Origin of the sequence: Bradyrhizobium sp. LLZ17 (assembly GCF_041200145.1) — a bacterium.
Classification (GTDB): Bacteria; Pseudomonadota; Alphaproteobacteria; order Rhizobiales; family Xanthobacteraceae; genus Bradyrhizobium.
The window spans coordinates 6,283,276-6,295,860 of record NZ_CP165734.1 but is presented as its reverse complement, the minus strand read 5'-3'; the positions used below and the strand labels follow the sequence as shown (position 1 = coordinate 6,295,860).

Genomic DNA, 12,585 nt, shown 5'->3' with positions numbered 1-12,585 from the left:
CCCCGTCGTTCAGCCATGGCCCGCAAATCGACCCTGCCTTATCGCCTGCAGCCCATGTTGGCCACGCTCACGGATGCGCCGTTCGATGATCCCGATTGGGTCTTCGAGGACAAATTCGATGGTTTCCGCATGGTCTCGGAAATCCGAGGCGGTCGCGTGGTGCTCTACAGCCGCAACGGGAAGATCATCAGCCACTCCTATCTCGAGGTCGCTAAAGCACTTGAGGGAGTGAAGGCGGACGCCGTGATCGATGGCGAACTCGTTGCGATCGGGAAGGACGGTGTATCCCATTTCCAGTTGCTTCAAAACGCCTTGCGCCACGAGGCCAAGCTTTTGTACTGCGCGTTCGACCTCATGTTCGCGGACGGCGAGGACCTGCGTGTGCTGCCCCTTCTCGAGCGCAAGAAGCGGCTCAAGGCCATCCTGCCGCGCCACAAGCTGATCGCGTACAGCAACCACCGCAAAGGTAGCGGCACAAAGTTCTTTGCAGAAGCCGAGCTGAGACATCTCGAAGGCATCATGGCCAAGCGCGCCGATAGCCCGTACGCATCCGGACGCCGGACCGCCGATTGGCTGAAGGTGAAAACCGCGCAGCGGCAGGAGGTAGTGATCGCCGGTTCCACGGCGCCGAGGCGAACCCGGCCCTTCTTCGGTGCCCTCGTGCTGGCGGTACGCGAAGACGATGCGTGGCGGTACATCGGCCACGTCGGCACCGGGTTCAGCCACCAAGTTCTCGAAGAGCTTCACAGGAAGCTCGTGAGGCTCAAGACAGCCAAGTCGCCATTCCCTGGCAAGGTGAAGGATGAGCGGGTTACGACCTGGGTGCGTCCTTTGCTGGTCGCGGAAGTGAAATTCGCGGAGTGGACCAGCAAGGGCGAGCTGCGCCAGCCAGTCTACCTCGGCCTGAGGTCCGACAAAAACGCCAAGGACGTCGTTCGCGAAAAGAAGTGGTCGCGAAAATAATGCCGCCGAGACGAAGCGTTCGATCTGGAGTTCAGGTGGCGCGCTCGGACGCCGAAGGCCACGGCGGCAGGAGCGGCAACCCGAGAGCCTTGCGTACAGGTCCGAACGACCTCCGGTGGGCTGCGCATGCACCAAGCCTGGCGAGCGCCTCATAATGAGCCGGCACCGGGTAGCCCTTGTGATCCGCGAATCCGTAGCCGGGGTGACGCTCGTCGAGTCTCCGCATTCGGGTGTCGCGCTCGACTTTCGCGAGGATGGAGGCGGCCGCAATGCTGGCGGACTTGGCGTCACCTTTAATGATAGACTGCTGAGGGATGTCGATTTCCTTCAACCGCTTCGCATCGATCAGCAAGTGCTGCGGCGTCAACCCTAGGCCCCGGACCGCACGCTGCATAGCCTGGATGCCTGCCCAATAGATGTTGATTTCGTCGATCTCCTCGACCTCGACGAATGCCACACACCAACTCTCTGCCTTTTGCTTGATTTCCTTCGCGAGTTCTTCGCGAGCGGTGGCGTCGAGTTTCTTCGAGTCGTCGATTCCGATTATCCGCGTGCCGGGCTTCAGGATCACGGCGCCAGCGGAGACTGGCCCTGCGAGAGGGCTCATTCCGGCCTCGTCCACGCCTGCCACGGCATGTTGGCCGCTCTCCCAGAGAGGGTCTCGAAGCGGAGCATCTTACGGAGGCGCTGCCCTTCGGACCTATTTTCGGAGCGCCGTTTATCGATTGAGGCGAGGATGGCACGGGCTCCCGCGCGGGCGTCGGCCCGCAAGATCTGCTCGATGTTGGCCTCAAGTGGTCTTTTCTCGACGACATAGCGCTGACGCAGTACGTCTAGTGAATACTTGGGCATAGCGGCCTTCGTGAAGACTGACTTTGGAGCGTGTCGGCAAACTTTGTGGCGATTGTCTGAAGTTAAACCATCCCGCCCTTATCGACTGCGCAGCGCCTTGTCGAAAGGAACCGGCCCGGCTCTCATCAGAGGTCCCGATATTCTGCGCGGCCTCCCCATTTCACCTCGCGTCCACCGACCTCCGAGCGGAACCAACCGGTGTCTTCATCCCTTTAGAAAGAGTGGAGCCTCGGTCCCAGGGTGCTTCCGAAGGGACCGGCCGATGCTCCGACAAACCAGCAACGAAGAAGAGGTTCTGGACCGCACTACCGAGGTCGCGGCCACCATCGCGGAAGAAGGCCTCCGGTACGTCAGCGACTCCGCTCCGGGGTACACGCGCAAGAGGACGGGAACCACTTTCAGCTACTATGACAAGGACGGCAAGCGCATCATCGATGCCGCCGTCATCCGACGCATCAAATCAATCGGCATCCCTCCGGCATACGAGTCCGTGTGGATCTGCCCGTCGTCGAACGGCCACATCCAGGCAACCGGGCTCGATGCGCGGGGTCGCAAGCAGTATCGCTACCATCCGAAGTGGCGCGAGCTCCGAGACCAGAACAAGTATGAGCATATCATCCTGTTCGCTGCCGCGCTGCCCGGCTTGCGGGAGCGGGTCGCCGCCGACATGAAGCGGGACGGACTGCCCCGCGAGAAGGTGCTGGCCACGATCGTCAGTCTTCTGGAGAAGACATTGATCCGGGTCGGCAATGCCGAGTATGCCGAGAAAAACAAGTCCTACGGGCTCACCACGATGCGCCGCAAGCACGTCGAGGTCGGGCGCGGGGTCCTTCGTTTCGACTTCACGGGCAAGTCGGGCAAACATTGGAAGCTTCGCGTCGAGGACAAGCGGATAGCCGCGATCGTGAAGCGCTGCGCGGAGATTCCGGGACACGAACTCTTCAAGTACCTGGACGACGACGGACAGCCCCGCACCGTCGATTCCGGCGACGTCAACGCCTACATCAAGGACATCACGGGCGAGGACTTCAGCGCCAAGGATTTTCGGACTTGGGCGGGAACCGTTCTGGCAGTGTTGGCGCTTGCCGAATTCGAGAACTACGACAGCCAGGCCGAGGCGAAGCGCAACGTCGTCGCCGCGATCGAACGCGTCTCGAAACAGCTTGGCAACACACCGGCCATCTGCCGCAAGTGCTACGTGCACCCGGAAGTCCTGAACGCGTACGTGTCGGGTGACCTCGTGAAAATGATTGAGGCCAGGATCGCGCAGAAGTTCAAGCGCCAGTACGCCAAGCTCACTTCCCACGAGATCGTGGTGCTGGCATTTCTCCGCAAGCGTCTCGATTCTCTGAAAACCCCCGCCTAGCCTCGCGTACCAGTCCCTGGACGCCTGCGTCTGTGTTTCGGCGCGGGGTCTCGACGCTTATCAGCGCGGGGGTCCAATGGATCAGGTTCAATGCAATCAATGACTTGAAGGGGGTCCCCAAGACGCCGATGGGGGTTATTTTTCGATCAGCATTCACAAGATCGCACGCATGCGCGGCCAGCTCCGCGCGCAGGAGCGCGAGATCCGGATGCTGCAGCGGGCCGGCATCGCGACCGCTTCGGCCGAATTGCTGCTAGGCCGGATGCGAGCCAAAGTCGATGATCTCTTCCGAGAGCGGAATGCCCTCAAAAAGGCCGCCACTGGGCAAGCTACCCACCCGATGACGCGCGGCCGCGACCTCTGCTCGCCGGGCGGCCGGGTCCAAAAACTTCGTTGCGCTCAGAGGAACGACTGCGGGAGTACCAAGTTTTCCCGATGCCCCTGCCCCAAGGGGCGACCCCGAACTGGCCCCAGCTCAAAGCCCCCTAGCCCCCCAGAGCTGGGGCCTTCGGCCGTCTGGCTTGGAAACGCCGTGAAGCGAACGCTCGGGCGGCTTCCACGCTCATTTTTTGTTTGTCGTCGCTGCAGTGGCTGAATTATGGGGCGCCGCTCCGCGCGGTCTCGCTCTTCTGAAGCAGCCAGCAGTATTCATTCACTTCTGCATCAGCGCCGACAGCACCGAACCGTCGTGCAAGATCGAGAAAACCTCCCGGGGCGAAAAATGAGCTAAGGCTTGCTCGAAAGTGTCGCTCGCATCGATCTTGGCGCGGCCGACCGCCAGGTTCGGATCGATCATGTCGGGGCGCGCGGCGCGGGGAGGGGCAGCTGCGCGAGGTGGAAGGCCAAGAGCGCGGCGTCTTCGCGCAACTCCAGCAAGGCCGGTTTGCCCCCTGTGTCCGCGGACGCGCTCAATTCGTTCGCCCGACGCAGGACCGGAGGCGGCTCTCGATCTTCCGGCGTGGCAAACAATTGGCCGGACGTGGGGCTGGCGGTGAGTGCGCCTATGGGAACGGCGAACAGCAGCCCAATGATGACCGGCGACATCCAGAGCAGAAGGGGCAGCGAAACGGCGAAGGCGCTCGCGGCCATGGCGACCCCGCAGAAGGTCGGGACGCCGTACTTACGATAAAGCTCGCGGCGCTCCACCGTGCCGTCGTCGCGCCTTTGCGTCTGCCAGCCCGCATCGCGGCCGGCCAAGATCTCGAGGACTGCGATCGACTGGAAGATCATCATCACAGGCGCCATCAGTGCGGACACGACAACCTCGGCCAGAACCCCGGCCGCGGTACGCAACGCGCCGCCGAATTGCCTGCGCGCCGATCGCCGCATCCAGACGAGGACCAAGCTGAGCAGCTTCGGCAACAGCAACAGGCCCATGGTGGCGACGAAAACCCAGATGGCGAGCACGGGATCCTGGGCCGGCCAGGTCGGAAACAAGGAGAAGCCCTTGGGGAAATATTCCGGACGCACGAAGCGGGCCTGCAGCGAGGTCAGCATTCCCAGCAGCAGGAATAGCAGCCATAGCGGCGCCGTCAGATAGGCCCCGATACCCACCATGAAATGCAGGCGCGACAACCAGTGGAGACCCCGCGTAGGGACCACGGCCAGATGCTGAAGATTGCCCTGACACCAGCGTCGGTCGCGCGCCGCGAAATCGAGCAGCGAGGGCGGCACCTCTTCGTAGCTGCCCCCGAGCATCGGCAGCATGTAGATGCCCCACCCAGCCCGCCGCATCAGCGCAGCCTCGACGAAATCGTGACTCAAGATGTGCCCGCCAAAAAGGCTTGCGCCCGCGCAGCTGCGGCAGCGCGGCCGCTTCGGCGAACGCCCTCACCCGGATGATCGCGTTGTGTCCCCAGTAGTTGCCTTCCGAGCCGTGCCACCAGGCCACGCCCGCGGCGATCAGCGGACCGTACAGGCGGCCGGCGAATTGCTGGACGCGGCTGAACAGGCTTCGCGCGTTGACGATCATGGGAAGCGTTTGGACCAGCCCAGCGGTGGGGTTCGTCTCCATGGCATGGACCAACCGGACAATGGTATCCCCGCTCATGAGACTGTCGGCATCGAGCACGATCATGAAATCGTAGACGGCGCCGAACCGGGTGATCCACTCGGAGATGTTGCCGGCCTTGCGCGCCCTGTTGTCGGCCCGGTGGCGATAATACAGCCGCGTTGTTCCGACGCACTGTCGCAACGCCACTAGCGCCTTTTCTTCGGCGACCCAGATGTCCGGATCGGTGCTGTCGCTCAGAACGTACCAGTCGAACAGCTCTCCGTGCGAGGTCGCCTCCAAGGATTCGATGATCGCCCGAAGCCGGGCCGTCAATCGGTGCGGGTCTTCGTTGTAGGTGGGTAGCAGCATGGCCGTGCGGGCTGCGATGACAGGCAGTTCCACACCTGGCGCGAAGGCGTCTTGGTCGGGATCGTGCGCCAGCAGCACGAAGAAGCCTGCCACCGCGGAGGCAAAGGAAAAGGCCACCCAGGCGAGCAGGATGAGGAATAGCGCCAGCACCATGGCTTCGAGAACGGTGACGCCGCCGACCTGCAGCACGCGATACATCTCGTACCCGCCGGCCCCTGTGAGCGCGGCCGACGCGAGGAGGATGAGGCCTCGGCGCCAAGCCATCGTGGTGGCGACAGGTGCAGGAACACGGTCCGGTACGCGGTTCTTCCCGAGATCGCCCGGCGCCATGGGGAGCGGGGTCTCGCGCGGCAGCAGGCGTTGAGTCGCGATATCGCCGACGATCGAACTAGGTGACGGGTTCAAGGCGCCCATCGATAGATCCAGACTTCCGACAAGGGCTTGTCGCTTTCGGCCAGAAACGCGCGCAGTTCGATCGGCTCGCCCTTGACCTGACATTGGAAGCTCAGCCGCCAACCACCGGTGTAGGGATTGGGCTGCGTGACGATGTTCTTCACCTCGGACTTCTCTGCCGTCACGACGCCTTTGACGCCCGCAGGGTCGATGCCTTTCAGGTTCTCGCCGACGAGATCGAGGACGAAGAGGCGGGCGTCCTCGCCCCTGGCCCCGATGCTTGTGCGCGTGAAGCGGGCGAGCGAATGCGCTTTCGGGCTGTCCGGTCCCCAGTGCAGCCGATAGGTGTAGTTGTGTTCGCCCTTGGCCTGCAGCGGGCTTTTGGGCCGCCAGAATGCGGCGATATTGTCGTGGATCTCCTCCTTGGTCGGGATCTCGAACAGCATCACCCCGCCCTCGCCCCAGTCCCCGATCGGCTCCATCCAAAGACTGGGCCGTCTCTCGAAACTGGATTCGATGTCCTGGTAGGCGAAGAAGTTTCTCTCCCGCTGCATCAAGCCGAACCCGCGCGGATTGAGGTCCTGGAAGGTACTGATCTGGAGGTCGCGGGGGTTGCTGAGCGGCCGCCAGAGGCTTTCGCCCTTTCCATTGAAGATCGCAAGGCCGTCGGAATCGTGGACGGACGGCCGGAAATCGTCGACGTCGTTGCGGTCGTTCGGACCGAAGAAGAACATGCTGGTCATGGGCGCGAGCCCGGCCCGCTGCATTTCGACGCGCGGGTAGACCGACATTTCGACGTCGAAGACCGTCGTGTCCCCGGGCCGCACGGTGAATCGGTAGCTCGCCGCGCAGCTTTTGCTGTCAAGGAGAGCATGGATCACCAACGACGTCGCACCCGGCGCCGGCCGCTCGAGCCAGAAGGCCTTGAAGACGGGAAATTCCTCGCCCTGGGGTTCTCCGGTATCGATCGAAAGTCCCCGGGCGGAAAGCCCGTACGTCTGCCCTTTGGCGACGGCTCGGAAGTAGCTCGCGCCGAGGAAGACGCAGACCTCGTCGTAATAGTCCGCACGGTTGATCGGCGCGTGGATACGGAAGCCGGCAAAGCCGAGGTCGGCCTCGTCGAACGCCGGGACCTTCTCGCCGAAGGAAAAGTCCTCCTTGCGGTATTTGATCTCGGTGGCCTTTCCGTCCGCGACCTCGAAGATATTCACCCGGTTCTTGTAGAAGAAGCCGCGATGGAAGAACTGCGCTTCGAAAGGAAGATTCTTGCCGCGCCAAAGGGCACGTTCGGGCAGGAAGCGGATCGAGCGGTACTGATCGTAGTCGAGATCCTTCAAGCCACCCGGCAGCTTCTCGTCCGGCGCTTCGTAGGGTTTGCCCGCCAACATGCGGGCGAGGTCCCTCACGGAGGAAGGGCTGAACGCGCCTTCCGGCGGGACAGCGGCGGCGAAACCGGTGCGCGAAGGGAGCAGTAACGCCGGCAACACCGCCGACCCTCGAACAAGCTGGCGTCGGTTCACGCGCTCTCCCACTCGCTACTGTTGCCGCGGCCAAGCAACGACGGCGGGGCCCGCGAGTTCCATCGCCGTCTATTAACGGCAAGGGCGTCGCAACGCCTCCGACCGACTCGGCCTGTACGCGCGATCGAGAACCGGGCAGGCAAGCCACGCGGGAGACGAGAGGCGGTGCGCTTGGCATCGCGAAACCGGCACGGAAGCAGGCAGGAAAATTCGGCGACGTGCCGGACGATCTCAGCGCGCTCTGAGCGCGCACCTGCGGAGCTCGTCATTCGGAGAACCCGGTGGCGACCTACTTGCCCTTGAGCGACAGGCTCATGCGGGTGACGACGTCGTCCCAGGCGTGCTCTTCTTCGGCGGGATAGTTGATCAGCACGCAATGGACCAGCCGCCCCGAGAAGTTGCAGCGGTCGTAGAAAACCTTGTAGCTGGAAACCGCGAAGAAGCGCGGCGTCACCCGCTTGTACTGGATGCGGGAAGGCGGATGCTTCTTCGCCAGAAACGCGGCGGGTGAATCGTTCGCGACGTTGGGTGCGGCCTGGATGGTGAGGTCGGCGCGCCCGTCGGCGGTTCGGAATCGCTGCCCGTACCCGTCGGGTCGACCGGCTTCTTCCGTGAAGATCGATGAGGGGAAATCCACCGCGGTGCCGGTCTGCGGAATGGTGTACCTGGTCCATCTCACCGGTTGCGCCGAGGCGGTCGCCGTCGAGGCGACGAGTGCCAACGCGAGAACGACCGTCGATTTCATCGCATTCCCTCTGGCAGCAATCACCGTGGAAAAGCGGCGAAGGTCAACTACGTTCCAAGAAGCCCCGGGCACAACGAAAGCACTCGAGCTACTCGCTTTCAGCCACAGGATCGCCGGGATCGAGCAAGCTCAGCGCCGTCTCGATCTTGGCGAGGATCTGCTCGATCTCTTCGCGCTCGTTCGGACCAGGATCGTTCTCGAGTTGCTCCATGAGCTGTTGCTTCTGCGCGAGTAGCTTTGCCACAGTCGACATCCGACCTCCTCCGGTTTTCTGCAGCCTGCAAAGGAGGTGGTGCGCTGCCGAGGCTCGCGCCAGCGGCACAGTCCGGGCTCAAAACATTCCGAGGAGGATGAAAACCGCGACCTCGCCCAGGAAGGCGACGGTCAGGAGAGCGACGGTGAGAACCACGTCGCCTACGGGCATAAGGGCCATTGGCTATTGCCTCGCGTTCGAGAGCCCCTGTGCTGAATTCATGAAGGCATGAAAAAGTTTCGGTTCCAGCACCGGGGTTCCCGATATAGCCTCCGGGGCGGGCAGGACGTTTCAAACTGGAGCGCTTTATGCGAGTCCTTGAGGTGTCATGCCGGTGCGTGACCGTGGCTGGCCTGGTCGTCGTCGTGGCGGTCATGACGCTACTCTGAAAGCGAACTCACACAGCACCGGACCAGCCGCAACGGCTGATCTCGGTCTCGACAAGCGCCAGTTGGGGCGGACGCGGCGCGCACGGTCGCCGCCCGGGAACAAGTGGCAAGCTAAGCAGTTGTGGTTCCAAGGCGTCAGCGCACTGCGCTGACGCCTTTGCATAGCCTGTCGGGCGCAGCTGTGGACGGGAAGATTGCTCGATCTCTGGTACAAGAACGCCGTGATCTACAGCCTGAACGTCGCCACGTACAAGGACGGCAACGGCGACGGCATCGGCGACTTCGCGGGGCTGATCGAGCGATTGGATCACATCGCCCAGCTCGGAGTCACTTGCCTCTGGCTGCTTCCGTTCTATCCCAGTCCGGGACTCGATCACGGCTACGACGTCACCGACTACTACAACGTAGCGCCGGCACTTGGGACGCTCGGCGACTTCGTCGAGTTCAGCCACCAGGCAAGGTTGCGGGGATTGCGCCTGATCGTCGACATGCCGATCAACCACACGTCGGAGCAGCACTCGTGGTTTCAGCAGGCGCGAACCGACCCTGCCTCGCCCTATCGGAAGTACTATGTGTGGGCGAACACGGAACCAGAGAACAGCGCAGACGGGGTTGTTTTCCCGGGCTTCCAATCCAGTGTCTGGACCTACGACCTGCGCGCGCGAGCTTGGTACTATCACCGTTTCTACCAATATCAGCCCGACCTCGACATCACCTGCCCCGCCGTTCGCGACGAAATCTTCAAGATCCTCGGCTTCTGGCTGGAGCTCGGCGTATCCGGATTCCGAATCGACGCGGCGCCTTTCGTCGTCGAGGAGGTCCGTCCGAACCGATCCCCGAAACGCCACTACGAATTCTTCGGCGAAATGCGCGACTTCCTGTCGTGGCGCAAGGGCGACGCGGTGCTGCTGGCCGAAGCCAACGTGCGCGCCTCCGAGCTCAACCGCTATTTCGGCGACGGCTCGCGCATCCACATGCTGTTCGCCTTCCTGGTCAACCAGCATTTGTTTCTGTCGCTTGCGCAAGAGCAAGCCGAGCCGCTGCGGCAATGCCTGACCACGCTTCCGAAACTGCCGCAATCGGCCCAGTGGGCCCAGTTCCTGCGCAACCATGACGAGTTGGATCTGGGCCGGCTGCCGCCCGAGCAGCGCGATCGGGTTTATGCGGCCTTTGCACCAGAACCGAAGATGCAGCTGTACGGACGCGGGATTCGCCGCCGCCTGGCCGGCATGCTGGGCAATGATCGGCGGCGGATCGAACTGGCATTCAGCCTTCTGTTCAGCCTCCCGGGCACGCCCGTCATCTACTACGGCGACGAATTGGGGATGGGGGACGATCTCGCTCTGCCCGAACGATGGCCGGTCCGAACGTGCATGCAATGGACAGACGATCCCAACGGCGGATTTTCGACGGCACCGAACGAGCGTCTGCTGCACTCGGTGATCAGCGATGGCGAATTCAGTTCGAAGCAGGTGAATGCCGCCGCGCAGCAGCGCGATCCGAAGTCAGTTTTCAACTGGCTGCGTCGGCTCGTTGAGATGCGGAAAACTTGCCCGGAAATTGGCTGGGGCGAGAACACCCTGCCGCAAGCAGACCCCTCATCCGTTCTGGTGCAGCGTTATGCGCTTGAGGACAAGGCCGTGCTTGTCCTGCACAACCTAGGGCCCGACGAATGCACGACGGTACTCAACGAGCTTCCGACCGGCCACAAGCTGATCGATCTTTTCGGAAATCGAGTCTACGCTTCGAAAAGCGCTGCAGCCGGCGAGATCCAACTCGACGGCTATGGCTATCGATGGTTCCGGATCGACCCCAGCTAATACGATCCCATCGGCGCATGCGTCGTTCACCCGTTAATAAAGATGCGGATCCTAACGCCCGCGATCACCCGGGGCCGAGCGATTCTCGCGTGTGACCGGGTTGGACGAAGCCGGCGCGGGTTACTCTGCTCTCACCTTCTCGCGGCCGCGACAACCTTAGCCCGCTCCTCGCATCGCGCCCGCAACTCCTCCAGTTCGTCGGCCGAGAGATGCTCAATTCCAACGAAAGAATTCTGGACGGTACCGGTCCGGATGAGTTCGTCCAACTTCACTTGTATGGCCGCGCTGTCCCGGTTTTGCGAGTTCTGGATCAGGAAGACCATCAAAAAGGTCACGATAGTCGTGCCGGTGTTGATGACGAGCTGCCAAGTGTCGGAAAACCGGAAGAGAGGTCCGGTTGCGGCCCAGATGACGATGGCGGCGCAAGCCAGGACAAAGGTGGATGCGCGTCCAGCCGCCTGCGAAGCTTTATTGGCAGCGGAGGCGAAGAACCGCGGATGTCGCTCGGGATCGTGCTGCGTCTGCCGCATTTGTGCATCTTTCCGGCTTCCTAGGCCGGCGACTCAACGCCCCAGCCGCCGCTCGACCTTCTTGCGGCTGGTGCCGACCTTCTTCACGGCCTTCTTCACTGCCGCCTTGGACCGCCCGGTCTTGCCGGCTTCGTATCGGACTTCGTAGTCCTGTCCGCCGGCGACCCGGGCGCGATCCTGGTTGCGGCCCCGCCTCGTCTGCTTCTTCGCTTTTGCCATCCGTAGAGTCCTCCTGGTTTGCCAACGCGGGAAGAAACGTCGCAGTTCCGGCGGTCTATATGAACGGTGCGACGCATGAGCTCGGCGGCGGGCGGCGCTCTCGTCGGCAGTGTCGATCAGGGCCAGCAGCTGGCCTCTGCACTGGCCTGGAGCAGTTTGCGGTAATGACGTTCGTACTCACGGGCCATCCGCTCCGCCGTGAAACGCTCCTCGAAGCGGGCCCGAACCTTACGTCGGTCAATTCTGTGCAGATTGTTCAGGGCCCGGATCGCCTCCTCCTCGGTGTCCACGATGAAGCCGGTGACCCCGTCCTCGACGACCTCCGGCACCGACCCTGCCCGATAGGCGATCACGGGCGTGCCGCAGGCCATCGCTTCGATCATGACGAGACCGAACGGCTCAGGCCATTTGATCGGAAACAGCAGAGCCGCGGCTTCGGCCAGAAACGGCTGCTTGCCACGCTCGTCCACCTCGCCGACGAGATCGACATTTGCGCGGTCGATCTCCGGCTGGAGGTGCTTCCTGAAGTATCCTCTCTCTCCTCTCGGCACCTTGGCCGCGACCCGCAGCCGCATCCCGGCCGCGCGTGCGATACGGATGGCGTCGTCCGGCCCCTTGTCGGGCGTGAGGCGCCCGAGGAAAGCGAGATAGGATCCGGGTTCATAGGAGGGGCGAAACAGACCGGCCGGCAAGCCGTGATAAACCGTACCGCACCAGTTCGCTGTTGCGAGCGGAGCCCGCTGGCTATGGGAGATCGAGACGAAGCATGCAGCTTGAAACTGCCGGACCGCCTCGCCGATGGCGGGGATATCGAGCCGGCCATGCAGCGTCGTCAGGAACGGCGTTCCGGATCGCGCCAGCACGGGCAAGTGGGCCCAATCGACGTGAGCGTGGATGACGTCGAACTCTTGAGCATGAGCGGCGACGGCCTCCAACAGCATCGCGCAAACCGCGTTAGGGTCCGGATGCGGACGGCCGAGGCGCAGCGCGCGGGGCCAGACCGGGTGCAGCCGAGCGCGGGTTTGGGAATCGCCGCTGGCGAACAGCGTCACCTCATGTCCGAGTGCGACAAGCTCGTCCACCAGCCAGGCGACGACGCGTTCGGTCCCGCCGTAGAGCTTCGGAGGGACGCTCTCCGCCAGCGGCGCGATTTGGGCGATCCGCATCGGCCGT

Annotated in this window: 10 protein-coding genes and 2 pseudogenes; 3 read left to right on the top strand and 9 right to left on the bottom strand. The window is 62.9% G+C overall.

Annotated features, from left to right (window positions below; genetic code table 11):
- Nucleotides 1–15 precede the first annotated feature (15 nt).
- Nucleotides 16–963 carry a non-homologous end-joining DNA ligase gene (ligD, locus tag AB8Z38_RS30230; protein WP_369721291.1) on the top strand — a complete coding sequence of 316 codons (948 nt, stop codon included), beginning with the start codon at nt 16–18 and terminating at the stop codon, nt 961–963.
- Nucleotides 964–994: 31 nt separating this feature from the next.
- Here ligD and AB8Z38_RS30225 read toward each other — a convergent pair.
- Nucleotides 995–1,815 (bottom strand): annotated as a pseudogene (locus tag AB8Z38_RS30225) (ribonuclease HII).
- 262 nt (nt 1,816–2,077) lie between these two features.
- Between AB8Z38_RS30225 and AB8Z38_RS30220 the strand changes: the two are divergent.
- Nucleotides 2,078–3,181 (top strand): DNA topoisomerase IB, encoded by a 1,104-nt coding sequence (locus AB8Z38_RS30220; protein ID WP_369726643.1) that lies wholly within the window; start codon nt 2,078–2,080, stop codon nt 3,179–3,181.
- 652 nt (nt 3,182–3,833) lie between these two features.
- Here the strand turns inward: AB8Z38_RS30220 and AB8Z38_RS30215 are convergent.
- The 5 genes and pseudogenes from AB8Z38_RS30215 to AB8Z38_RS30195 all read right to left on the bottom strand — a co-directional run bounded on the left by AB8Z38_RS30215 (nt 3,834) and on the right by AB8Z38_RS30195 (nt 8,454).
- Nucleotides 3,834–3,977 (bottom strand): hypothetical protein, encoded by a 144-nt coding sequence (locus AB8Z38_RS30215; protein ID WP_369721290.1) that lies wholly within the window; start codon nt 3,975–3,977, stop codon nt 3,834–3,836.
- A gap of 110 nt (nt 3,978–4,087) precedes the next feature.
- Nucleotides 4,088–5,957, bottom strand: a pseudogene (gene mdoH / locus AB8Z38_RS30210) (glucans biosynthesis glucosyltransferase MdoH); the annotation flags it as partial.
- Nucleotides 5,945–7,456: a glucan biosynthesis protein G gene (locus AB8Z38_RS30205; RefSeq protein WP_369721289.1), complete on the bottom strand. Its 1,512-nt coding sequence runs from the start codon at nt 7,454–7,456 to the stop codon at nt 5,945–5,947. The gene AB8Z38_RS30205 and the pseudogene mdoH, both read right to left, overlap by 13 nt.
- Before the next feature lie 289 nt (nt 7,457–7,745).
- Complete coding sequence (locus AB8Z38_RS30200; RefSeq protein WP_369721288.1) at nt 7,746–8,201, bottom strand: hypothetical protein; 456 nt, start codon at nt 8,199–8,201, stop codon at nt 7,746–7,748.
- Nucleotides 8,202–8,289: 88 nt separating this feature from the next.
- A complete protein-coding gene (locus AB8Z38_RS30195) occupies nt 8,290–8,454 on the bottom strand; it encodes a hypothetical protein (RefSeq protein ID WP_369721287.1) in 165 nt (54 codons plus the stop codon).
- Between the two features lie 583 nt (nt 8,455–9,037).
- Here AB8Z38_RS30195 and AB8Z38_RS30190 point away from each other — a divergent pair.
- Complete coding sequence (locus tag AB8Z38_RS30190; protein ID WP_369721286.1) at nt 9,038–10,663, top strand: alpha-amylase family protein; 1,626 nt, start codon at nt 9,038–9,040, stop codon at nt 10,661–10,663.
- Between the two features lie 131 nt (nt 10,664–10,794).
- Here the strand turns inward: AB8Z38_RS30190 and AB8Z38_RS30185 are convergent, their stop codons facing one another.
- The 3 genes from AB8Z38_RS30185 to AB8Z38_RS30175 form a co-directional block, all read right to left on the bottom strand.
- The gene (locus AB8Z38_RS30185) at nt 10,795–11,193 is read right to left on the bottom strand and encodes a low affinity iron permease family protein (protein ID WP_369721285.1); all 399 of its coding nucleotides are present in this window, start codon (nt 11,191–11,193) and stop codon (nt 10,795–10,797) included.
- Between the two features lie 33 nt (nt 11,194–11,226).
- Nucleotides 11,227–11,412, bottom strand: coding sequence for a DUF3606 domain-containing protein (locus AB8Z38_RS30180; protein WP_369721284.1), 186 nt, complete (start codon nt 11,410–11,412; stop codon nt 11,227–11,229).
- Between the two features lie 116 nt (nt 11,413–11,528).
- Nucleotides 11,529–12,578 carry a glycosyltransferase family 4 protein gene (locus AB8Z38_RS30175; protein WP_369721283.1) on the bottom strand — a complete coding sequence of 350 codons (1,050 nt, stop codon included), beginning with the start codon at nt 12,576–12,578 and terminating at the stop codon, nt 11,529–11,531.
- Nucleotides 12,579–12,585: the final 7 nt, after the last annotated feature.